The organism is Bovifimicola ammoniilytica (genome assembly GCF_025567085.1).
GTDB classification, from domain to species: Bacteria; Bacillota; Clostridia; order Lachnospirales; family Lachnospiraceae; genus Bovifimicola; species Bovifimicola ammoniilytica.
On sequence record NZ_JAOQJN010000005.1, the window covers coordinates 55,575 to 80,730 of the forward strand.

Consider the following 25,156-nt stretch of genomic DNA (forward strand, 5'->3'; position numbering starts at 1 on the left):
TAGCAAAATACGGCAGGATATAACAGTGATTATACCAGACTAGACAAAAAACTACAGATATGTTATAGTTTGGTTCGTTGCCTATGAAAAATAAGGAGATATGTAATGGTCGAGAATAAAGTTAATAACGCGGAAGATAAAGATATTAAGAGATGTACAGAAGAAAGTGAAGCAGAAAAAATTGAGGATAAAGAAGTGGCTGAGCTTATTGCCAAGGTGATGAAAGTACCATTAGATGGTATAAAGAATGTATCAGCACTAAAGAAAGGAATGACTAACCGCTCATTTATATTTGAATATGAAGATAAGAAATATATTATGAGAATACCGGGGAATGGTTCAAAAGAGACCGTTAACAGGGAAGAAGAAGCGGCAGTTTATAATATTATCAGCGATAAAGATATTTGTGATAATATAATATATATTAATCCAAAAACGGGTTACAAAATTACTGAATATATAGAAGATGCGAGAGCATGTGATCCGTTAAATGAAGAAGATTTAAGAAAATGTATGAAGAAATTACGTGAATTTCACAATATGAAATTGAAAGTAGGTCATACATATGATTTATTCTGGTATCTGGAATATTATGAGAAGCTTTGGAAGGGCAGATCATCAATGTATCCGGATTATGAAGAGACTAAGAAGAAAATATATGAGTTAAAAGATTACATAGAAGAACACGCAGGCGAGATGGTATTAACGCATATTGATCCTAATTATAATAATTTTCTATTTAGTACAGACGAGAATGGAGAAGAAAAGTTGAATCTTATCGATTGGGAATATGCAGGAATGCAGGACCCTGATGTGGATATTGCTGTGTTTGGCACATATGCAATGTATAACAGGGAACAGATAGATAAGCTTATTTCAATATATTTTCCGGAAGGCTGTACAAGAGAAAGAAGAATAAATATATATTGCTATGTTGCAATTTATGCAATGTTAACAAGTAACTGGTGTGAATATAAGAGACATCTGGGAATTAACTTTGGAGAGTATTCATTAATGCAGTACAGATATGCTAAAGAATTTTATGATATTGCTAAAGCAGAGATGCGAAGCTAATAACTTTGATAGCCAGAGTTATCAGATTCATAATAATTAAATTTTGGCATAATAAACAGGTTCATAACAAATAAGATAACATATCAGGCATAGATATATGACAACTGATATGAAAATATAAGAAAGAAGGGCAGACAAATGCATCATGTAGAGCGAGCTATAATAATGGCGGCCGGTTTTGGTAACCGAATGAGGCCGGTTACGGATACGATACCTAAGCCTTTAGTAAAGGTAAATGGTAAGAGAATGATTGAAACATGTATAGATGGATTATTAGCTAATGGGATTACTGAAATATACATAGTTGTAGGATATCTTAAAGAAAAGTTCAACGTTATTAAGGAGAAATATCCTTTTATCCAATTCATTGAAAATCCCTATTATGAAACATGTAATAATATTTCCTCATTATATATGGCGAGGGAACATTTAAAGAATGTACTTATACTTGATGGAGATCAGGTAATTCGCAACGCAGAAATATTAAGACCTGAGTTCGAACGTTCGGGATATAATTGTGTATGGACAGATGAAGATACTATCGAATGGACTCTTACTGTAGAGAATGGTATTGGTGTGTCATGCAGCAGAATCGGTGGGAATCATGCATGGCAGATGTTCAGCATATCAAGATGGACAGAAGAGGATGGACAAAAGTTAAAGAGACATTTAGAACTTGAATTCATAGAGAAGAAGAATACCAAGATATATTGGGATGATATACCATGCATCTGTCATTTTGATGAATATAAGATGGGCATTATGGAAATGAAGAGAGAAGATATGATAGAAATTGACAGCTTAGAAGAGTTAATTGCGATGGATAGCAGTTATGCGAAATATAAAGAGAATTAATAGAAATAAATTATAAGGCTTAGGATATAAGAAGACATTAAGTATATGCCTGGTATAAATTAAAGGATAAAAGACATAGGAGAGCAGAGATGGAAAATAAAGAGCAGAGAAGAAGTAGTGATATTGACTGGTTTTCAATGATAGTACCATTGTTAGGTGTTATAGCAGTATGTATATGGATATTTTTGTCACCAAGACAGTCAGAGATAATAATACAGAAGGTAAGAAGTTTCTTCAGTGATGATATAGGAATAATATATGCAATCGTGGGACTTGGAATGTTTGCATGTACAATGTTTGTTGCATTTTCTAAGTATGGAAAGATAAAACTTGGTAAAGAAGATGATAAACCTATATATTCGTCTTTTAGCTGGGGTGTAATGATATTTACAGCTACAATGGCAGCAGATACATTATTCTATTCATTATGTGAATGGGCATTATATGCAAATGAACCATATATCAATAGTTTGGGTGGTATTCAGAAATGGGCATCAACGTATCCGTTATTCCATTGGGGACCAATAGGATGGAGTTTCTACATAATGGTAGGTGCGGCATTTGGATTTATGCTTCATGTAAGAGGCAGAGAGAAACAGAAGTTCTCTGAAGGATGCAGACCACTTATTGGTGATAAGGTAGATGGAATATGGGGCAAGATAATCAATGTTATTGCTATATTTGCATTAATAGCGGGAACCGCGACGAGTTTCTCAGTATCAACACCATTGCTTACAAGAGCACTTACAAGAGTATTTGGCTTTAAACAGGGAACAGGGCTTACAATGTGTGTATTACTTGTAATTGCTTTAGTATATACATTAACAGTACTTTTTGGAATGAAAGGTATACAGAAGTTAGCATCATATTGTTCATACCTTTTCTTCGCACTTTTATTATACGTTCTTATAGGTGGACGTGAGGCTACATACATATTAGAAACAGGTTTTTCGGCAATAGGTAATATGACACAGAATTTTATTGGAATGGCTACTAATCTTGATCCACTTCGTGAGAATATGTTTCCACAGAACTGGACAATTTATTACTGGGCTTACTGGCTTACATGTTGTGCAGCAACACCATTCTTTATTGGTAAAATCAGTAAAGGAAGAACAATTAAGAATACAATATTAGGCGGATATGCATGGGGACTTGCAGGAACTTTTGTATCATTTATAATTCTTGGTAATTATGGTATGGCACAGCAGTTAAAACATGGTGTGGATATCAGTGGAACAATTGCCAACACAGGTGATTATTCGGCAGCCATACTTAAAATATTTGATACATTGCCATTATCAAGCATTGGCTTAATTATGTTAGTAATTACAATGATAACGTTCTATTCTACAACACTAGATGCATTAACGATGGTTATATCATCATATTCATATAAGAAGTTAAAGGCAGATAAAGAACCACATAAAGCAGTAAGAACATTCTGGGCAATAGTATTCGTGTTATTTCCAATAGCGCTTATATTTGCAGAGAACTCGATGTACAGCTTACAGTCGGTGTCGGTAATATCAGCATTTCCGATGGGCGTGGTGGTTATAATGGTTATAGTAAGTTTCTTTAAAGATGCTAATAGCTATATAAAAGATAAGAAATCAGGAAAAACGTCATAATTAATATTAAATATAACAAATATAACACATAGAGTAATTTTTTATAGACAGATATTACTTTATGTGTTATATTTTTACTAGACGTTCACGAAATGTAAAAAGGAGACAATTATGAACAACCAGGAAAAAGATGTATTAAAATATATATTTAAAGATAAAAGTATTAATCAGAGAATGATAGCTGAGGCAACGGGACATTCATTAGGAACTGTTAATAAATGCATTAAAGAGCTTATAGATAATAAATATTTAGATGGTGAAATGCAGCTGTTACCTAAGGCGTTAGAATTAATTAAAAAGAGCAGACCACAGAATGCTATTATTTTAGCAGCGGGTTTCGGAATGAGAATGGTGCCAATTAATACTGAAGTATCTAAAGGAATGTTAGAAGTTAAAGGAGAACCTCTGATAGAAAGAACTATTAAGCAGTTACATGAGGCAGGTATAGATAAGATATACATAGTTGTTGGTTTTATGAAAGAACAATATGAATATCTGATAGATAAATATAATATAGAAATGGTTGTTAACAGCGAATACTCTATGAAGAACAATCTGTATTCGGTTAACAAAGTTATAGATAAGTTATCTGATTCATACATTATTCCATGTGATATCTGGTGTAAGAATAATCCTTACGATGGTGTCGAATTATATTCGTGGTATATGGTAAATGATACAAAGAATATCGAGAGCACAGTAAGTATTAACAGAAAGAAAGAATTAATACCTGTCAAAGATGACGAGCAAGGCAATGCTATGATAGGAATAAGCTATCTTACAGGTGAAGATGCGGCTTTAGTTAAAGAAGAGATAATCAGGTTATGCGAAAATGAAAGAAATAGTGATAAATTCTGGGAAGAAGCATTATTTACGGATAGAATTAAGGTAGCAGCTAAAATCGTAAAGAGTGGTGATGCTGTGGAGATAAATACATATGAGCAGTTAAAGGAATTAGATGGTGAATCGGCGAATCTTAAGTCAAAGGCAATTGAAATTATCGCTGATGTTATGAGCGTAGGAATAGGAGATATAAAGAATATTGAGGTGCTTAAAAAGGGAATGACGAACCGCTCATTTTTATTCAATTGTAAGGGTAAAAAATATATTATGAGAATACCAGGTCCCGGAGCAAATGAGATGATAAACAGGAAGCAGGAGGCAGAGGTTTATAACGTAATAAAGGATAAAAAAATCTGTGACGAGATAATATTTATTGACCCGGATACAGGTTATAAAATAACAGAATACATAGAAAATGTAAGAATGTGTGATCCATTCAATAAAGATGAAGTAAGCCGATGCATAAGCAGGTTAAAAGATTTTCATAAGCTTAAGTTAGAAGTTGGTCATGAATTTGATATATTTAAGAATATGGAATTTTATGAAAACTTATGGGAAGGCAAGCCGTCTGTTTACAGGGATTACATTGATACAAAAAATAAAATGTATGAATTAAAAGAATATATAGACAGTCACGTCAAAGAGAAAATCTTATGTCATATAGATGCTAATTGTGATAATTTTCTGTTTAGTAAGGCAGCTGACGGAACAGAGAAGATAACGTTAATAGATTGGGAATATGCAGGAATGCAGGACCATGATATAGATATAGCAATGTTTGGAATATATGCTATGTATGATAGAGATAAAATGGATGAATTAATTGACATTTATTATGAAAACAATTGCTTACCTGAAATACGGATAAAGATATATTGTTATATTGCTGTTTGTGGTCTGTTGTGGAGTAACTGGTGTGAATATAAGAGAAATCAGGGTGTTGATTTTGGAGATTATTCAATAAGACAGTACAGATATGCTAAAGAATACTACAGGATAGCCAAGGAGGAAATGGAGAAATTATAAATCCTATAAAAAGAGCCATTATAATGGCAGCAGGCTTAGAAAGCAGAACGAGACCGGTTACGGATACCACACCATACCTCTTGTTTGATGAGTTAATTAAACTAGATAAAAGTTATGAAAATATTGTAAATGGAGGAAAGAAAGATGAGTAAAGAAACGAAAAAGGAAGGATTAATAGGAAGATTAGACTGGTTTTCAATGATAGTACCTCTTATAGGTGTTATTGCAATGTGTATTATGTTTATGGTATTTCCGAATGAATCCACAGCAGTATTAAAGAATATCAGAGGTTTTCTGGGAGATGACTTCGGCATATATTATGCTATATTAGGACTTGGAATATTTGCATGTACAATGTTTATAGCATTTTCTAAGTATGGAAAGATTAAGTTAGGAAAAGATTGTGACAAACCGCAGTATTCATCATTTAGCTGGGGTGTAATGATATTTACTTCGACTATGGCAGCAGATATCTTATTTTATTCTCTATGTGAATGGGCATTATATGCAAATGAGCCATATATAGAGCAATTAGGCGGAATCCAGAAATGGGCATCTACATATCCGTTATTCCATTGGGGACCAATAGCATGGAGCTTTTATATTGTATTGGCTGTAGCGTTTGGATTTATGCTGCATATAAGAGGAAGAGAAAAACAGAAATTCTCTGAAGGGTGCAGACCGCTTTTAGGAGATAAGGTGGATGGTATTTGGGGGAAAATTATTGATTTAATAGCAATATTTGCATTGATTGCAGGTACGGCTACAACATTTTCGCTTGCAACTCCTCTGTTATCTACAGCACTTAGTGAAGTGTTCGGGTTCAACAAGGGTACAACATTAACAATTATAATTCTTCTGATTATAGCATTTGTATATACACTAACTGTTTTACTTGGAATGAAAGGTGTATCAAGACTGGCTTCAGGCTGTTCATACCTATTCTTTGCATTGTTATTATACTTCTTAATCGGTGGTAAAGAAGCTACATATATTTTAGAAACAGGATTTTCGGCAATAGGAAATATGACACAGAACTTCATTGGAATGGCAACCTGGTTAGATCCACTTCGTGAGAATTCATTTCCACAGAACTGGACAATCTATTATTGGGCATACTGGATGGTATGGTGTGTGGCTACTCCATTCTTTATTGGTAAAATTAGTAAGGGAAGAACAGTTAAAAATACGGTACTTGGTGGCTATGGATGGGGTCTTGCAGGAACGTTTACATCATTTATTATTCTTGGTAACTATGGTCTGGCACAGCAGATGAAGCATGGCCTTGATGTAAGTGGAAGTATTGCAGCAAATGGCGATTATTCAGCAGCTATTATGAAAATATTTGATACGTTGCCATTGTCAAGCATAGGACTTATTCTTCTGGTAATAACCATGATAGCTTTCTATTCAACAACTTTTGATGCACTTACAATGGTAATATCATCATACTCATATAAGAAATTAAAAGTTGATGAAGAACCTGATAAGAAAGTCAGAACATTCTGGGCGATTATGTTTATATTATTCCCGATAGCATTAATTTTCTCAGAGAATTCAATGTATAGCCTGCAATCGGTATCGATTATTGCAGCATTTCCAATTGGAATAATAGTAATAATGATAGTAGCAAGTTTCTTTAAAGATGCTAAGAAATATTTAGAGGAGAAAGAAAAACCAGTGATTTGCGAAGAAGATAAAAAAGAGACTGAAGCTAATAAGTAGAAATATTATAATATTAATATTCATAAAAACATTATCGATATAGTAGTAAATACTAATAAATATTGTTTAATAAATTAGTACTGAACTAATTGAACTTTGAAAATTAATATGGTAAAAAATAATTTTATATGCTAGTATATAAATATAGCTAGTAGTAAAGGCGGTAAGAAGTGTTGGGTGCAGATTTCTTACCGCTTTTTGATAACTAATGATTTGAATGATTCATAAATGTACGCAGGTTATATAAAAATATGAAATAACAGATTCTATATTTTGGAAACAGTGGATAATTTATGATGAGGTACACAGGAAAGATATAAAAAAGCAGATTTTGTATTAAGAAAAACAATGGAAATGGAGAGAAGTTATGAAAAAGTCAGAGAAAGCTATGGTATGTCAAATAAGACGTAGACATATATGCACAATTATGATTGCAATTATGGCTATGATTGTATTCAACATATGGTTTAACAGTGTAGAAACTATTGCGGCAGAAACTACAGATATTGTAACGTTTAGCCGGCAGAAATTTACTGAATCTACGTATTCGTTAAAAATAATAGAAATTCATTTTGTTTCGAAGAAGGATTTGCGGGGAAATGTATTAACAGAAATTAATAAGCAGTCAGGACAGGACATAAGTGTTAAGCAGGATGGCTCTGTAAAGGTATTTTTGATAGATACAAATAAAGCATATGTGGTAAGTATGAATAATAAGACGATGCAGCCGGATACATGTGCATATATGTTTTCTGATTACATGAGACTTTTAAAAATCGATTTTACGAATTTCTATACAGGAAATGTAACCAGTATGAAATATATGTTCAGGAGATGTTATGACATAACAAGTATAGATGTAAGTAAGTTTGATACACGTAATGTAACTGACATGCAATATATGTTTGCAGATTGTGAGAGTTTGAATTTTCTTAATCTGTCGAATTTTAATACTAAGAAAGTAACATATATGCAGTATATGTTTATGGGCTGTACACATTTGAAAGATGTCAATGTATCAAGCTTTAATACGCGCAATGTAACAGATATGAGATATATGTTTGAAGGCTGTGGTCTTACAAGTATAGATGTAAGTAACTTCGACACATCTAAAGTAACTGACATGGCATCTATGTTTGCAAGCTGTGGTAACTTAAGACACTTAGATGTGAGTAACTTTGATACATCCAAAGTTACTAATATGTCGGTTATGTTTGGTAGCTGTAGGAATTTAGCAGAATTAGACGTGAGCAACTTTGATACATCTAAAGTAACCAATATGGGAGGAATGTTTCGAAATATCTATGAAATAAGAGAGTTAGATTTGTCTAATTTCAATACTTCTAATGTTAAGAGTATGTATCAGATGTTTTATGGCTGTGATAAATTAAAAAGTTTAGATCTGGCTAATTTTGATACATCTAAAGTTACGGACATGACGAAAATGTTCTGGTTTTGTGATGAGCTAAAAAAAATCGGTGCAAGCAGCAGTTTTAAAGTAAATGTGGAAGCACCGGAAATGTTCGAATATTGTTATGACCTTGAAGGAGGAAGTGGAACAAAATATGTAATTGGCGGGAACAACATCGGTTCAGAATTTGCACACATAGATGGAGGAAGCAGTAATCCCGGATATTTTACAAGGACAGGCTGGAAGAAGCAGGGCAATAGCTGGACTTACATTAAAATTGACGGAAAAAAGACAAAAGGCTGGAAACAGGTTAAGCATAAGTGGTATTATTTTAATGGTTCAGGAATAATGCAGACAGGCTGGAAGCAGATTAATGGCAACTGGTTCTATTTTAATACTTCAGGTGAGATGAAGACAGGCTGGGGTAAGATTAATAATAAATGGTATTATTTTAATTCAGCAGGTCATATGCAGACTTCCAAGTGGATAGGTGGAACATATTATGTGAAAGCTGACGGAACAATGGCTATATCTCAATGGGTAGATAATGGCAGATATTATGTCGGCGCAGACGGAAAATGGGTAAAGAAAGGTTAAGTTTATGAATATTTTAAAGAAGTTAAAAGTTAATAATAAGAAATATGGTAAGCATATTATGGCATTGGTGATTATGGCATTAATGCTGGTTGTATCCGGATTTATTACAGATATGAAGGAAGTTCAGGCAGCAGATAATGCTAAAGTTATCATGTTAAAGAAATCTAAATTAAAGGCTGCAGTTCCTGACAGTGCTAAAAATATTGTATTTATTTCGAAAAAGGATATTAGGTCAGATATATCTGCAAAGATAGATAAATTAACAGGTACAGATATAAGCATTGATGGTGACAGTTCCATATGTGTGTATTTGGTTGGTGATACATATTATGTAGTAAGCATGAATAATGCAATAATGGCTATAGATGAATGTGATATGCTTTTTAAATATTATTCACAATTAGAAACGGTTGAATTTCGCAACTTTGATATACGTTATGTAGAAAGTATGAGTTATATGTTTGAAAGATGTCAAAGCCTTAAGAAAATAGATTTAAGTGGACTTGATGCGCGATATGTAACAGATATGTATGGGATGTTTAGTAACTGCTATGACCTCACAGAGGTTAACCTGAGCGGACTTAATACGGAAAATGTGACTAATATGGGAGATATGTTTGAAAAGTGCAGGGAACTTACAAAAGTTAATTTAAGCGGAATTAATACTAAAAATGTGGACAGTTTTGTTGGCATGTTTAGTGAGTGTAGTAATCTCAAGGAACTTGATCTTAGCAGTTTCAATACGGGTAGTGCGAGAAAAATGGATCAAATGTTTGCAGAATGTTCTATGCTTGAAAAACTGGATGTAAGCAGTTTTAATACGGAATATGTTACCAGTATGAGATATATGTTTAAAAATTGTGACTCTCTAACAAGTCTTGATTTAAGAGGATTTAATACGCGATATGTCATAGATATGGGAGCCATGTTTATGAATTGTGGGAAACTTACAACACTTAATTTAAAAGCATTCAGAACTGATAATGCCAGTAATATGGGCTGCATGTTTTCAGGCTGCACATCACTTAAAAGTATAGACGTAAGTCATTTTAATACGGAATATGTATCAAATTTTAACGGAATGTTTGAAAATTGCAGTTCATTAACCTCAATAGATGTAAGCAAATTTAAAACATCAAGGGCTGGAATGTGGGGGATGTTTATGGGTTGTAGTTCATTACAAAGCATAGACATAAGTAATTTTGAATTCAACGAGGCAGAATGGCTTGAGAGTATGTTTGAAGGATGCTCGTCACTCAAAAGCATAAAGATGCCTAAAGCCAAGGCTGCGAATGTTACAAGAATGGCAAAGATGTTTCAAGGCTGTAAGCAGCTAAAAAGTATAGATGTAAGCTGGATAACATCAGATTCTATATACACAATTGAGAATATGTTTAACGGGTGTACATCATTACAGAGTGTTAATCTTGGCAATCTTAATACGAAGAAAATAAGTGATTTCAGCTATATGTTTGGTGATTGTACATCATTGCAGGGAGTCAATTTAAGTTCATTTGATACAAGAAATGGAAGTAAATTTGATGGAATGTTTAAAAATTGCAGAGCTTTAACAAGTGTTAGCTTAAGAAGCTTCTCTACTGCAAAAGCTACATCATTTGACAGCATGTTTGAAAATTGTAATGCACTCAAATCGGTATATGTTAATAAATTTGATGTAGGAAGCGCAACTGTGAATAATATGTTTAGAAATTGTTATAGCATTACAGGAGGCAATGGCACAAAGTATTCAGGTTCAAAGAGTGCATATGTGCGTATAGACGGTGGAAGTGCGAAACCGGGCTATTTAAATAAAGTTGGTTGGATTAAAAAAGGAAACAAGTGGACATATAAAAAACTTGATGGAAGTCTTCAGACAGGCTGGATGAATCTTGATAAAAAATGGTATGCATTTAATGCTAATGGTGAAATGTATTCTGCTTGCTGGGTTAAATCAAGTGGAAAATGGTATTATGTTAATGAGTCAGGCGAAATGCAGACGTCAAAATGGCTGAAATTAAGCAATAAATGGTATTATGTAGGTAAAGATGGAATAATGCAGACAGGTTGGCAGCAGATAAATAAAAAGTGGTATTGTTTTGATGCCAGTGGTGTAATGCAGACATCTAAGTGGATAAGCAATACTTATTATGTAAAAGCTGATGGAACCATGGCAGTATCTGAATGGGTAGATGGTGGCAAATATTATGTCGGAGCTGACGGCAAGTGGGTTAAAGGGGCAAAGAAGTAGAATGAAAAACAAGAATATAGAATAAGTTAAGTGAATGTATAAAATAAAGTGGTTGCTGTGAGAATTATAGTAACAACTTTTTACAAAATAATATAAATTTATATAGACAAAAATTAATTGACATTTTATCGGTATACCGATAAAATGGTTTTAAGAGGTGAAGACTATGGATTTTGTTGCAGAATTAAAAAAGCAAAATATGAATATTAGAGTATGTTCACAAAAGAGTTGTATTCCATATGCAACGCTTTATCCAATAATAAAAGGACAGGTTGATTTGGGAACATGCACGTATTACACTGTAGAAAAACTTGCTAAAGTTTTAGGATATCGTCCGGATCAGATAGTTTATCATAAGGAAGATTTCCAGACATTTAGAAACAATCTTCATCATGATATAAAGAGAAATGATTTACAAACAGTGTTAGGAATTATTGAATGTGAAGATGTAGAATATTATCGATTTCATAGCGACTATATTAAAATGTTATATCTTGTTGCTACAGTTGACTACATCAGTAAGAAATATGATATTCCTTTGTGTGACAAATATAATGACATGCGAAATATGAAACTTGAAAAACCATTTTATGTGGGGGATTCTATGATTACAAATAAAAAATCCGGTATTAAAGAATTTGCTAAATATAACATTATAGAAGGGGATTTGTACGATGCAGTATAAAGGGAGAATTACAAGAGAAAATGCATTTGAGATAATAAAACAGTTTGCAAAGGAATATCGAAAAGAACTGGGAAAAGTTCCGGGAGAGATTATGATATTTCTGATGCTATTGGTGTAATGATTAGTGAGATGGAAATAGGTAATGTAATTACTTTTGAAGATATTCAAAATGCATATACAAAATTGTATAATGATAAATTATCTGAAGAATTAATGAATCAAATGAAGCTGATTTGTAATATGAATTTGGAAGAGTTAAAATCATATTATGGTAAACAAAATACATCTGAGCAGGAAATGGGTGAAAAAATTGTTACTTATATTGATGAAGGTGCTAATATCAATACGCATAATGTAGATGAAGTAATTGCAAAAATCAAAGAAAAATTAATAAAACAATAGTAAAGATAAAGATTGAAAATATATATTATTTCAGAGAAAATGGAGGAACTTATGAAAATGAATAAGAAAAAGATCACTAAAAGTATAAGATGTGTAATTACAACATTGGTTGTGATTATGACAATTCTTATTGGAAGTATGTATGTTAATTATGTAAAGGCTGATGCGGCAGAGAATATAGAAATATTTAATGATCGCGTGATGCGTAAAGCCATTGATGCTGACTGCGAAGAAATCATATTTATTTCTAAAAAGGATCTTCCTAAAACTGTGGCAGATAAGATAAACAAAATGAATGGAATAGACCTAAGTGAAAAAATGAATGGTTCAATAAAGCTATTTAAAATTGATAATTCATACTATATTGTCAGTATGAATAATGCCATAATGTCAATATCGGCTGGTGACTTTATCTTTTCGTATTATAAAGAATTAAAAAGCATAAAGTTTAATAATTTTGATACACGATATGTAACTGATATGAAATATATGTTTGCAGAAAGCGGGAAGCTTAAAGAACTTGATTTAAGTGGCTTCAATACAAGTAAAGTTACAGATATGTCTAGAATGTTCCAAGGCTGTAGTAGTCTTGAGAAAGTAAATATAAGCTCATTTAATACTAAAAATGTAACAAGTATGTATGGAATGTTCGATGGATGTAAGGTGCTTAAGAATATTGATGTTAAGGGATTTGATTCCCGGAATGTAACAAATATGGGCACGATGTTTCTTGGGTGTAATGCACTTGAGAATATCAATGTTAAGGGATTTGACACTCGAAATGTAACAGAGATGGGCTATATGTTCAGCGGCTGTGAATTATTAACCGGTATTGATGTAAGCTCATTTAATACATCTAAGACAACTAGTGTTGTTGGAATGTTTTATGGATGTACATCATTAAAAAGTATAGATGTAAGTAATTTTGATACGCGTAATATACAATATATGACAGCAATGTTTGCTGATTGCAGTTCATTAACACAGATAGATGTAAGTAATTTCAGAACTCCAAAACTTATTACGATAGCGGGGATGTTTAATAATTGCAGCAAATTAAGAAGCATAGATATAAGTAATTTTGATACAAGTAATGTAGAAACAATTTATAGAATGTTTGCTGGCTGCAAATTGCTTACTAATCTTAAGCTGCCCAAAACTAAGATTACTAAAGTAGATGATATGGAAGAATTATTTAATGACTGTTCGTCTTTAAGAAGTGTAGACTTAAGTATATTTGATACGAAGAATGTAAAATACTTTGACAAAATGTTTAGAAATTGTTATTCACTAACCAGTCTGGACCTGACAACTTTTACAACAACAAACGCAATAAAAATGAACAATATGTTTGAAAGCTGTATTGCATTGAAATCTGTATATGTGAAGAATTTTGATACAGCAAATGCTCAGAGAAAAAATATATTTAAGAATTGTTATAGTATTGTAGGTGGCGAAGGAACAAAATATTCAGTGGATAAAGATGAATATGCAAGAATAGATGGTGGAAGTTCTAAGCCGGGCTACCTTAGACAAGTTGGCTGGATTAAAAAGGGGGCAAAATGGAGTTATAAGAATTATGATGGAAGTCTTAAGACAGGCTGGCAGCAGATAAATAAAAGGTGGTATTATTTCAATGCAAATGGAGTAATGCAGACAGGCTGGCAACAGATAAATAAGAAGTGGTATCATTTCAATGCAAGCGGAGAGATGCAGACAGGCTGGCAGCAGATAAATAAAAAGTGGTATTATTTCAATGCAAATGGAGTAATGCAGACAGGCTGGCAACAGATAAATAAGAAGTGGTATCATTTCAATGCAAGCGGAGAGATGCAGACAGGTTGGCAGCAGATAAATAAAAAGTGGTATTATTTCAATGCAAATGGAGTAATGCAGACAGGCTGGCAGCAGATAAATAAAAAGTGGTATTATTTCAATGCAAGTGGAGAGATGCAGACAGGTTGGCAGCAGATAAATAAAAAGTGGTATTGTTTTGATGCCAGTGGTGTAATGCAGACATCTAAGTGGATAAGCAATACTTATTATGTAAAAGCTGATGGAATCATGGCAGTATCTGAATGGGTAGATGGTGGCAAATATTATGTCGGAGCTGACGGCAAGTGGGTTAAGAGTGCTAAAAAATAAGTAGAAAGCTAATGTAACATCTGCTTTGCAAAACGGAGGAATTAAAAGAATGCACAAAGAAAAAGCAATTAAAAAAATAAGATACGTGATTACGACGTTAGTAGTGTTTATGGCTGCCATCATGGGAAAATCGTATTTTAGTGTGGTGGAAGCGAATGCAGAAGAAACGGAACATAGTGCAGTATATGTCGAATCTAAAGGTGAAGATTCAATAAGTGCTGTACAGGTGACATCTAATAATGTAGCTGCATCTGAAGATAAAAGCAGTAATGTGAAAACAGGTTGGCAGAAAATAGACGGTAAATGGTATTATTATGATTCTAATTCAGTATTGCAGAAGTCGAAGTGGATAAACACAAATAGTAAATGGTACTATGTAGATAAAACAGGCGAAATGCAGACATCAAAGTGGATAAATGCAAAAAACAAGTGGTACTATGTAAGCAAAACAGGTGAAATGCAGACATCGAAATGGATAAACGTAAAAAACAAGTGGTACTATGTAGGCAAAACAGGTGAAATGCAGACATCAAAGTGGATAAATGTAAAAAACAAGTGGTACTATGTAAGCAAAACAGGTGAAATGCAGACATCGAAATGGATAAACGTAAATAGCAAGTGGTACTATGTAAATAAAACAGGTGAAATGCAGACATCAAAATGGATAAGCAGTACATACTACGTAAAAACTGATGGAAGTATGGCAGTGTCTGAATGGGTAGACAATAACAAATATTATGTTGGTGAAGATGGAAAATGGATAAAAACAGTCGTAAAAGGTCAGACAATTAAGTTTGGCATAGAGCCATTCAAAAAAGCAGTCCCATCTACTGCTACAAAGATACATTTCATAAGTAAAAAAGATATGCCGGCTGATGTGGCAGCTAAGTTAAATTCGCAGAAAGGCACAGACATCAGTTCGGATAATAATGGTGTAATAAAAGTATATGCAATAGGTACAGAATATTATGTTGTAAGCATAACTGATGAAAAAATGGGACCTAACAATTGTCCGTATATGTTTATGGATTATAAAATATCGGATATAGAATTTAAAAATTTTGATACGTCAAATGTAACGAATATGTCCTGCATGTTTGCAGGTTGTAGTGAATTAAAAGAGTTAAACATAAGCAATTTTGATACATCAAAAGTAAGAGATATGTCAGACATGTTTTACTCATGCAGTGAATTAATTGAATTGTATTTAGGTAACTTTAATACATCAAATGTAACAAATATGCGTAACATGTTTGAGAAGTGCAGCAAATTAAAAGAGTTAAATTTAAGCAATTTTAATACATCGAAAGTAACAGATATGTCAGATATGTTTTTTGGATGTGGTAATTTAAGTGAATTAAATATAAGTAATTTTAATACGTCGAAAGTAATAGATATGTCATATATGTTTGCCTGCTGTAGATCGTTGAGCCGGTTAAATGTAGATAACTTTAATACATCTAATGTAAAAACCACGAGCTTTATGTTTAAAGAATGTAGCAAATTAAATGAATTAAATTTAAGCAGTTTTAATACATCTAATGTAACAGATATGAAGTATATGTTTATGGGATGTAGTGGGTTGAAACAGTTAAACGTAAGCAGTTTTAATACATCTAATGTATATGACATGAGATATATGTTTATAGATTGTGGTGAATTAAATCAATTGGATTTAAGCAACTTTTATACATCGAAAGTAACAGATATGTCACATATGTTTAGTGGTTGCAGCGGATTAAATAAACTGGATATAAGCAATTTTGATACATCAAGAGTTATAGAGATGCAATATATGTTTAGTGAATGTAGTGGGTTGACCAGTCTGGATTTGAAAAACTTTAATACACAATATGTAACAAATATGCATATGATGTTTAAAAACTGTAGCAAATTAACACGATTGAATGTAAGCAGCTTTGATACTTCAAATGTAGTAAGCATGTATCATATGTTTAGTGGCTGCAGTTCATTAAGGAGTCTGGAATTGAGCAGATTTGATACTTCGTCAGTAACAATGATGGATAACATGTTTGATGGCTGCAGCAATTTAAGTAATCTGGATTTAAGTAACTTTAATACATCAAGAGTTATAGAGATGCAATATATGTTCAGGGACTGCAGTAAATTGGAACAATTGGATATAAGCAGATTTAAAACATCTAAAGTAACTAATATGCGATATATGTTTAGTGGCTGCAGTTCATTAAATAAATTAGATATAAGTAGTTTTGATACATCTAAAGTAACAGATATGTCACATATGTTTGCATATTGCAGTGGATTAAGCCAATTGGACATAAGTAGCTTTAATACGTCCGAAGTAACGCATATGGGAGGTATGTTCTATACTTGTTTAAATATCAGCACAATATATGCAAACAATAAATTTAATGTTGATAATGTCATAGAAGGTGATAACATATTTTATGGATGTAATAAACTTACAGGTGCAAAAGGAACGAAGTATGGAATGTATAAAAGTGATATAAAATATGCACATATAGATGGAGGTTCATCTAATCCGGGATACTTTACACAGACAGGCTTTATGAAAGACGGCAATTAAATTGTATACAGAAATGTAGATAGAAACAATGCAAGAGGAGTAAAGCAGACAGGCTTGCAGGATATCGACAGTAAATGGTACTATTTTACAAAGATGGAATTATTGAGAAATCAAAATGGACTGGCAATACCTATTACGTGAAGACTGACGGAAATATGCCGAAATCTGAAAAAACCTTAAAATAATTATCAAAATAACAATACATATATCATATTTTAGTGTTATAATAAGCATATATAGATTTCGGAAAAGCAAAGGCGGTTAAAATACATGAGAAACAGATTTAAGAAAATTATTTCTACAGTTCTGGCATTAGTATTGTCCGGCACGATGCTGATATCAGCACCTATATCAGTAAGAGCAGATTCTTCAATTGTAGACAAAGCGATAACATGGGCGATGAAAATTGCAAATGACAATTCGCATGGATATAGTCAGGTAAACAGATGGGGACCTGATTACGACTGTTCATCTTTTATAATCCAGGCATTTAAAAATGCAGGAGCAGATATTGATACAAGTAAAGTGAGTTATACCGGAAATATGCGTTCATATTTTACAACGCATGGTTTTATATGGATACCTTGGAGCCAGATAGGAGACAAGTCTAAATTAATAAGAGGCGATATACTTTTGTGTGAAGGAGTACATACTGAATTATACATAGGAAATGGGCAACTTGTAGGTGCACATACAGATTATGGATATCCACAACCCGGGGATCAGACAGGCAAAGAGATTTCAGTTACATCATATTATTACAGCTCATCACAGCCGTGGGGTGGTGTTTTAAGGTATTCAGGAAATGTTGCATCAAATTCCTGTGATTGTTCAACATCATACGCAGGGACATATGTTGTTAATACTGACGACTCATCATTGATAATGAGAAGTGGACATGGTACCGGATATTCGATAATTACAACTATTCCTGAGGCGACTGAAGTAAAGGTAACCAAAGGAAATGGTTCATGGGCTCATGTAGAATGGAATGGCTATAGCGGATATTGTTCTATGGAATATCTTAAGAAAAAATACAATAATCCAAAAGGAACAATTGACAGTATCAGTGGTGGTGTCGGAAGCGTAGATGTACGTGGCTGGGCATTTGATTCAGATGACATATCAACCTCGATATATATAGATGTTTATATAGGTGGTCCGGCGGGTTCGGGAGTACCATGTCATACTATAGTCGCAAACGGATACAGACCAGATGTTAATAAAGTATATAGTGTGGGTGATAACCATGGTTATTCCGAGAAAATATATACAGATTATACAGGACTACAATCAGTATACGTCTATGCAATTAATATTGGCGGCGGAGAGAATGTATTCTTAGGAACAAAACAGGTGAATATCGAAGAAAATACAGAGATAACAGATGGATGGCATGAAGAATCAGGCTCAAAATATTATTATGAAAATGGTAATAAGATAACGGGATGGAAGAAAATTGACAATAAATGGTATTATTTTGAAAATAATGGTATCCTGCAGAACTCAAAATGGATAAAAACAAGTAACAAATGGTACTATGTAGATGGCAGTGGCGTAATGCAGACCGCAAAATGGTTGAAGCTTAATGATAAATGGTATTATGTAGATGGCAATGGAGTAATGCAGACAGGCTGGCAGAAACTGAGTAATAAATGGTATTACTTTAATACATCAGGAGTGATGCAGTTATCAAAATGGTTATACATAAATAACAAATGGTATCATTTAGATGCAAATGGAGTTATGGAAACCTCTAAGTGGATAAGCGGTACGTATTACGTTAAAGCCAATGGAACAATGGCAGTATCGGAGTGGGTAGATAATGGCAAATACTATGTAGATGCTGATGGTAAATGGGTTAAAGGTGCTAAAAAATAGAATATAACAAATGAGAAAGAATGGAGGACTTATATATGAATAAGAAGATCATTAAAAGTATAAGGAACACAATTATGGCGGTTATTGCAATTGCAATCGTATTTGTTGGAATAGCGTTTTTAAACGATATGGAGGTAAGTGCAGCAGAAGAACAGATGGCAACTTTTGATAAATGGGTATTTAGAACTTCAATTTCAAATGATGCTACAGAGATATATTTTATGTCTAAAAAAGAGCTGCCTACAGACGTTGCTTCTAAGATTAATACTCTGAAAGGTACAGATATTAGTGTAGGTACAGATGGTTCAGTACAGTTATTTAGAATAGGAACAAGATATTATGTAGTAAGCATGAATAATGTGAAAATGCAGCCGGATACATGTAAGGCTATGTTTTCTAATCTGGATTCTTTAACAAAAGTAGAGTTTAAAAATTTTGAAACGAAAAATGTGATAGATATGTCAAATATGTTTATTGGTTGTAGTTCATTAAGCAACGTAGATGTAAGTAGTTTTGATACTTGTAAAGTAACAAGTATGGCGGCTATGTTTAAATGGTGTGAGAAAATAAGCAGCCTTGATTTAAGTGGATTTAACACAAGCAATGTAATAGATATGAATGATATGTTTAGAGCATGTAAAGGCTTAACAAATTTGAATTTATCAGGATTTGACACAAGTAAAGTAACCGATATGAATGGTATATTTGAAGCATGTGAAGGTCTGACAAAATTAAATGTATCAGGATTTAATACAAATAATGTAACAGATATGAGTTATATGTTTGATAATTGTATAAATCTTACAGAGTTAAATGTATCAGGATTTAATACAAGCAAAGTAATCGATATGAGTGGAATGTTTCAAAAATGCCAAAGCCTGACAAATATAGATGTAAGTAATTTTGATACAAGTAAAGTAACAGACATGAGTTATATGTTTAATATGTGCAAAGGATTGACTAACATAAACGTAGCTGGATTTGATACAAGTAGTGTAATCAATATGAATGCTATGTTTCAGATGTGTAATAACTTAAAAAATGTAGATGTAAGCAATTTTGATACAAGCAAAGTAACAAACATGAGTTATATGTTTAGTGGTTGTATGAATCTTACAGAGTTAAATCTTATGGGATTTAATACAGACAAAGTAACAAATATGAGTTATATGTTTAAAGAGTGCATTAATTTACAGAAAATAATTGTTAGTAATAAATTTAATGTAAATAATGTAACAGATGATGCAAAAATGTTTTTGCGAGCAAGAAAGCTTGTGGGTGAAAAAGGTACAGAGTATTCAGAAGATAAGGTATCAAAAGAATATGCCCATATAGATGGTGGTTCAACTAATCCGGGATATTTTACGCTTGCAGGAGTTAGTAAAGCAGGCTGGAAGAAAGTTGATAACAAACAGTATTATTATAACAGCAATGGTGTTTTACAGAAATTAAAATGGATAAAAACAAATAATAAATGGTACTATGTAGATAAATTAGGTGTAATGCAGACATCTAAATGGATAAAAGGTACATATTATGTGAAAGCTGATGGAACTATGGCAATTTCTGAAATAGTAGAAGGTAAATATTATGTAGGCACTGATGGTAAATGGCAGAAACTGAAAGGCTGGCAGAAGATTAATGACAAATGGTATTATTTTAATTCTAAATCAGTAATTCAGAAGTTAAAATGGATAAAAATAAACAATAAATGGTACTATGTAGATAAATCAGGAGTAATGCAGTCATCAAAATGGGTAAGTATCAACAAAAAATGGTATTATTTCGATAAATCCGGAGTAATGCAGACCTCTAAGTGGATAAGCGGTACATATTACGTTAAAGCTGATGGAACAATGGCAGTATCGGAGTGGGTAGATAATGGCAAATACTATGTAGATGCTGATGGTAAATGGGTTAAAGGTGCAAAGAAATAAAATAGAACATAGTTGATATCAACTGGATAAGGGGTATGAAAGAGTGTGTCATATATATCCTGCACATTTCATTTCATTTTCTATCAAAATTATATAGACAATCTACTTTTTGCGTGTTATTATGGAAATGTAGCACAAAAAAAGTAGATTTATAATAAAAAAATTGTGAATAAAACACATAAGATTGATTGTGTATTGAGTTTGCATTTTTTTTAATTATAAAATTTGTGAAAATTATGTTAAAAGGAGGACATTATTTTATGAAAAAGTTAAAAAATTTAACTTTGAAATGCGCATCATTTATGATGGCAACGGTGATGGTCGGAACAGGGTTCCTAGATAGTCTGACATTATCATCAAAGAGAATAACAGGCAACATATCGAATGGTATCGTTGCAGAAGCGGCAGAAACAGGGACGGTAAATGCAGATACGTTTTCGTGGGACAATGCATCTGTATACTTCTTGCTTACAGACAGATTTAGAAATGGTGATACATCAAATGACCATTCATACAATAGAGGACTGGATAAAAACGGAAATGTAATTAACGTTTCTGATGACAGGGGAACATTCCATGGTGGAGACTTTAAAGGTGTAACACAGTCAATCAAAGAGGGATATTTCAATAATCTTGGTGTTAATGCAATCTGGATTAGTGCACCATACGAACAGATTCATGGTTACATAGTAGGTGGTGATGGTTCACCAAGTTTTGCACATTATTCATATCATGGATATTATGTACTTGATTATACTAATTCTGATGCTAACTTTGGTACAATGGACGAGTTCAAAGAATTAGTAGATACAGCACATGAACATGGAATAAGAGTCGTAATGGATATCGTTCTTAACCATGCAGGTTATAACAGCTTATACGATATGAATGAATATGGCTTTGGTAGTGTTAAAAGTGGCTGGGAAGACTACTACTATTCAATGACTAATGTTAATAATAAAGATTACCATAGTTACATTGATTACGAGGCAGATGCTGTGGCATGGGGAAAATGGTGGGGCTCTGACTGGGTAAGAGCAGGACTTCCAGGCTACACAGCGGGTGGCGGAGATAGCTACACAATGTCGCTTGCCGGCTTACCTGACTTCAGAACAGAATCAACAGCAACAGTTGGTATCCCTGCATTCCTTGAGAAGAAATGGAAATCAGAGGGACGTTATGATTCAGAAGTAGCAGAACTTAAGAGCTATCTTAGTTCACATGGCTATGATATGACGGTTACAAACTGCATTTCTTACTGGTTATCAACATGGGTACGTGAGTATGGTGTTGATGGTTTCAGATGTGATACAGCTAAACACGTTGAATTTGCATCATGGAAGAGACTTAATGATATGTGTACAGAGGCTCTTAAGACATGGAAAGCGAATAACCCTGATAAGAAATTAGATGACCTTGATTTCTGGATGACTGGTGAATGTTGGGATCATGGTGTAGATAATGACGCATATTATTCAAAGGGTGGTTTCGACTCTATGATTAACTTCGAGACAACAGGCGGCGGAATGTTGGCTGAAGGTAGAATAGAATCAGTATATGCAAGATATGCAACAGCAATTAATGACACACCTGACTTTAATGTATTATCATATATGTCATCACACGACTCTACATTAGCTCGTGGTAATATGGTATACCTTGGTTCGGCACTTTTATTATTACCAGGTGGAATACAGATTTACTATGGTGATGAGACAAACAGAGGATTAGTTGATAGCATCCCATTTGATGGAAATGGTGGTGCAGGCCATTCACTCAGAAGTGATATGAACTGGGATTCAATTGATGAAACCGTTTTATCACATTGGCAGAAAGTCGGAACATTCAGAAATAGCCATATTGCAGTAGGTGCTGGTCAGAATACTACTATAACAACAAGTTCAGGACATGCATTTACAAGAACATATGAAAGTGGAAATATTAAAGACAGAGTTGCATTCTGTATCGCTGCAGCAGCTAATACAGAAGTTACAATGGATGTCAGCAATGTATGGAAAGATGGCGACAGAGTTGTTAACTACTATGATTCATCATCGGCAGTAGTTACAGACGGAAAAGTTACATTTAACAGTGGTGCAAATGGAACAGTTCTTGTTCAGGACCCTGATGGAAAACCATTAGTTACAATTAATGGTGAAGCTAAATTCAAAGGAACACAGAAGGTTACAGTAAGCCTTAAAGATACAAAACAGGCAGTTATATCTGTAGATGGAGCTAAGAAATTTATTGTTAAAGATGGTGATTCATTTACAATTGGTGCGACAGCTTATGAAGGCGACACAGTAACAGTTTCGTATACAGCCGAGAATGAAAAGGGCGTAGTCAATGGTAAGGCTACATTCTATAAAGCTTATGGAAATGAAGACGTAGGCGGCGGTGGAGAAGAAGAAAAAGAAGATAATATTATAAGAATTAAGATGGCAAATGGTTCAGCACCATATCTCTATGCATGGACTGGCGCCTCAACAGCATTAACAGATGCATGGCCAGGAACTAAGTTAACAGAGAAAGATTCGGATGGTTACTATACATTTGAATTTGCTAAGGATATATCAACATATAATGTAATTATTAATGATGGTGGCTCTGGACAGACATCAGATATAACAGGATTAAAGGGAAAAGTTACAGTTAATGTAGCTTCTGACTTTACAACAAAGATCAATGGTGGATCAGTTGAAGTTGTAGAGAATACAGTAACAATTCATATTAAACCATATTCAGATGTTGCACCTTTCTTATATGTTTGGGACAATTCAGGCAGCTACAATGGTGGTTTCCCTGGTAAGCAGTTAAGTAATCCTGATGCGGATGGCTGGTATACATTTGTTAAAGAGGGTGTGTCATCACTTAACTGTATAGTTGGCGATGGTGGAAGCTCAAACAGAACAGGTGATATTACTGGAATTACAAGTGAGGCATGGATAACAATTAAGAGCGCCGATAATACTAAGTATGATATAGAGAAGACTCCTGTAATTGAATCAAAATATACTTTATTAAGAAAAGAAGCAAGAGCTGTTAAGAATCTTACAGTATCAGATTATACACAGGCTTCATATAAGAAATTATATAGCTATATTGCACAGGCAGACAAGTTAGTGGCATTAGGTGAGAAAGAAGCAGATATTACTGAAGTAGAGACTACATATAATAATATAATAAATGCTAAGAAAGCATTGGTACTTGCAACACCATCTATTAGTTCGGCATCTGCAGGTTCTAAAGCAATAACAGGTAAGGCAGCTTATGGCTCAAAAGTAACAGTTAAATTAAATAATAAGACTTATACAGCTGTAACAGATGAGATAACAGGTGTATGGAAAGTCAATGTAGCAACTGCATTAAAGAGTACAGATGTACTTTACGTATCAGCTAATAGAGATGACTTGAAATCTGGCGAGCTTACATATAAGATGTCAGGCGGAGATGTTATAACAGTTGGCTGGAAAGAGATAGACAGTGAGTGGTATTACTTCGATGCATCAGGTGTTATGCAGACATCAAAATGGATAAATGGCACATATTATGTACAGGCAGATGGAACAATGGCAAAATCACAGTTAGTAGATAATAACAAATACTATGTAGATGCCAATGGTAAATGGGTTAAGACAACAAAATGGCTCAAGATTAATAACAAATGGTACTACAATGTATCTGGCAATATTCAGAAATCTAAATGGGTTAAGATAAATAGTAAATGGTACCATTTTGATGCATCAGGTGTTATGGAGACATCTAAGTGGATAAATGGAACATATTATGTACAGGCAGATGGAACAATGGCTAAATCAAAACTTGTAGATAATAACAAATACTATGTAGATGCCAATGGTAAATGGGTTAAGACAACAAAATGGCTCAAGATTAATAACAAATGGTACTACAATGTATCTGGCAATATCCAGAAATCTAAATGGGTTAAGATAAATAGTAAATGGTACTATTTTGATGCATCAGGTGCTATGCAGACATCTAAGTGGATAAATGGAACATATTATGTACAGGCAGATGGAACAATGGCAGTTTCTAAATGGGTTGATGGTGGTAAATACTACGTTGGCGCAGATGGAAAATGGGTTAAAAACAAATAATATCCGTCT

Annotated in this window: 16 protein-coding genes; all 16 read left to right on the forward strand. The window is 33.4% G+C overall.

Going from position 1 to position 25,156, the window contains the following annotated elements; translation table 11 throughout:
- Nucleotides 1-105: 105 nt before the first annotated feature.
- On the forward strand, nt 106-1,074 hold the full coding sequence (locus tag OCV48_RS07765) for a choline/ethanolamine kinase family protein (protein WP_147591586.1): 969 nt from the start codon (nt 106-108) through the stop codon (nt 1,072-1,074).
- A gap of 138 nt (nt 1,075-1,212) precedes the next feature.
- The gene (locus OCV48_RS07770; RefSeq protein ID WP_021982359.1) at nt 1,213-1,929 is read left to right on the forward strand and encodes a sugar phosphate nucleotidyltransferase; all 717 of its coding nucleotides are present in this window, start codon (nt 1,213-1,215) and stop codon (nt 1,927-1,929) included.
- Between the two features lie 89 nt (nt 1,930-2,018).
- Nucleotides 2,019-3,560, forward strand: a complete 1,542-nt coding sequence (locus OCV48_RS07775) for a BCCT family transporter (protein ID WP_147591587.1) — start codon at nt 2,019-2,021, stop codon at nt 3,558-3,560.
- Nucleotides 3,561-3,671: 111 nt separating this feature from the next.
- Entirely contained in the window at nt 3,672-5,429 is a 1,758-nt protein-coding gene (locus OCV48_RS07780; RefSeq protein ID WP_147591588.1) for an NTP transferase domain-containing protein, read from the forward strand.
- A 23-nt stretch (nt 5,430-5,452) separates the two neighbouring features.
- A complete protein-coding gene (locus OCV48_RS07785; protein WP_262559419.1) occupies nt 5,453-5,581 on the forward strand; it encodes a hypothetical protein in 129 nt (42 codons plus the stop codon).
- The gene (locus OCV48_RS07790) at nt 5,574-7,154 is read left to right on the forward strand and encodes a BCCT family transporter (RefSeq protein WP_262559420.1); all 1,581 of its coding nucleotides are present in this window, start codon (nt 5,574-5,576) and stop codon (nt 7,152-7,154) included. Before OCV48_RS07785 ends, OCV48_RS07790 begins: the two co-directional genes overlap by 8 nt.
- Nucleotides 7,155-7,521: 367 nt before the next feature.
- The gene (locus OCV48_RS07795; RefSeq protein ID WP_147591590.1) at nt 7,522-9,162 is read left to right on the forward strand and encodes a BspA family leucine-rich repeat surface protein; all 1,641 of its coding nucleotides are present in this window, start codon (nt 7,522-7,524) and stop codon (nt 9,160-9,162) included.
- Nucleotides 9,163-9,166: 4 nt separating this feature from the next.
- Nucleotides 9,167-11,410: a BspA family leucine-rich repeat surface protein gene (locus OCV48_RS07800; RefSeq protein WP_021982353.1), complete on the forward strand. Its 2,244-nt coding sequence runs from the start codon at nt 9,167-9,169 to the stop codon at nt 11,408-11,410.
- A gap of 166 nt (nt 11,411-11,576) precedes the next feature.
- Nucleotides 11,577-12,095, forward strand: coding sequence for a hypothetical protein (locus OCV48_RS07805; protein WP_021982352.1), 519 nt, complete (start codon nt 11,577-11,579; stop codon nt 12,093-12,095).
- Nucleotides 12,085-12,213 (forward strand): hypothetical protein, encoded by a 129-nt coding sequence (locus tag OCV48_RS07810; protein WP_021982351.1) that lies wholly within the window; start codon nt 12,085-12,087, stop codon nt 12,211-12,213. The genes OCV48_RS07805 and OCV48_RS07810 overlap by 11 nt, the downstream gene beginning before the upstream one ends.
- Nucleotides 12,213-12,497 (forward strand): hypothetical protein, encoded by a 285-nt coding sequence (locus tag OCV48_RS07815; RefSeq protein ID WP_021982350.1) that lies wholly within the window; start codon nt 12,213-12,215, stop codon nt 12,495-12,497. The genes OCV48_RS07810 and OCV48_RS07815 overlap by 1 nt, the downstream gene beginning before the upstream one ends.
- A gap of 57 nt (nt 12,498-12,554) precedes the next feature.
- Nucleotides 12,555-14,642: a BspA family leucine-rich repeat surface protein gene (locus OCV48_RS07820; RefSeq protein WP_262559421.1), complete on the forward strand. Its 2,088-nt coding sequence runs from the start codon at nt 12,555-12,557 to the stop codon at nt 14,640-14,642.
- A gap of 49 nt (nt 14,643-14,691) precedes the next feature.
- Nucleotides 14,692-17,211 carry a BspA family leucine-rich repeat surface protein gene (locus tag OCV48_RS07825; RefSeq protein WP_147591592.1) on the forward strand — a complete coding sequence of 840 codons (2,520 nt, stop codon included), beginning with the start codon at nt 14,692-14,694 and terminating at the stop codon, nt 17,209-17,211.
- Between the two features lie 270 nt (nt 17,212-17,481).
- Nucleotides 17,482-19,092, forward strand: coding sequence for an SH3 domain-containing protein (locus OCV48_RS07830; RefSeq protein ID WP_147591593.1), 1,611 nt, complete (start codon nt 17,482-17,484; stop codon nt 19,090-19,092).
- Between the two features lie 35 nt (nt 19,093-19,127).
- Nucleotides 19,128-21,029, forward strand: a complete 1,902-nt coding sequence (locus tag OCV48_RS07835; protein WP_262559422.1) for a BspA family leucine-rich repeat surface protein — start codon at nt 19,128-19,130, stop codon at nt 21,027-21,029.
- Nucleotides 21,030-21,289: 260 nt separating this feature from the next.
- Nucleotides 21,290-25,147: an alpha-amylase family glycosyl hydrolase gene (locus OCV48_RS07840; protein ID WP_147591595.1), complete on the forward strand. Its 3,858-nt coding sequence runs from the start codon at nt 21,290-21,292 to the stop codon at nt 25,145-25,147.
- Nucleotides 25,148-25,156: the final 9 nt, after the last annotated feature.

Bases quoted from the DNA above. Each gene is read 5' to 3' on its own strand.
- OCV48_RS07765 (WP_147591586.1), top strand. From the start codon at position 106: ATGGTCGAGAATAAAGTTAATAACGCGGAAGATAAAGATATTAAGAGA.
- OCV48_RS07770 (WP_021982359.1), top strand. From the start codon at position 1,213: ATGCATCATGTAGAGCGAGCTATAATAATGGCGGCCGGTTTTGGTAAC.
- OCV48_RS07775 (WP_147591587.1), top strand. From the start codon at position 2,019: ATGGAAAATAAAGAGCAGAGAAGAAGTAGTGATATTGACTGGTTTTCA.
- OCV48_RS07780 (WP_147591588.1), top strand. From the start codon at position 3,672: ATGAACAACCAGGAAAAAGATGTATTAAAATATATATTTAAAGATAAA.
- OCV48_RS07785 (WP_262559419.1), top strand. From the start codon at position 5,453: ATGGCAGCAGGCTTAGAAAGCAGAACGAGACCGGTTACGGATACCACA.
- OCV48_RS07790 (WP_262559420.1), top strand. From the start codon at position 5,574: ATGAGTAAAGAAACGAAAAAGGAAGGATTAATAGGAAGATTAGACTGG.
- OCV48_RS07795 (WP_147591590.1), top strand. From the start codon at position 7,522: ATGAAAAAGTCAGAGAAAGCTATGGTATGTCAAATAAGACGTAGACAT.
- OCV48_RS07800 (WP_021982353.1), top strand. From the start codon at position 9,167: ATGAATATTTTAAAGAAGTTAAAAGTTAATAATAAGAAATATGGTAAG.
- OCV48_RS07805 (WP_021982352.1), top strand. From the start codon at position 11,577: ATGGATTTTGTTGCAGAATTAAAAAAGCAAAATATGAATATTAGAGTA.
- OCV48_RS07810 (WP_021982351.1), top strand. From the start codon at position 12,085: ATGCAGTATAAAGGGAGAATTACAAGAGAAAATGCATTTGAGATAATA.
- OCV48_RS07815 (WP_021982350.1), top strand. From the start codon at position 12,213: ATGATTAGTGAGATGGAAATAGGTAATGTAATTACTTTTGAAGATATT.
- OCV48_RS07820 (WP_262559421.1), top strand. From the start codon at position 12,555: ATGAATAAGAAAAAGATCACTAAAAGTATAAGATGTGTAATTACAACA.
- OCV48_RS07825 (WP_147591592.1), top strand. From the start codon at position 14,692: ATGCACAAAGAAAAAGCAATTAAAAAAATAAGATACGTGATTACGACG.
- OCV48_RS07830 (WP_147591593.1), top strand. From the start codon at position 17,482: ATGAGAAACAGATTTAAGAAAATTATTTCTACAGTTCTGGCATTAGTA.
- OCV48_RS07835 (WP_262559422.1), top strand. From the start codon at position 19,128: ATGAATAAGAAGATCATTAAAAGTATAAGGAACACAATTATGGCGGTT.
- OCV48_RS07840 (WP_147591595.1), top strand. From the start codon at position 21,290: ATGAAAAAGTTAAAAAATTTAACTTTGAAATGCGCATCATTTATGATG.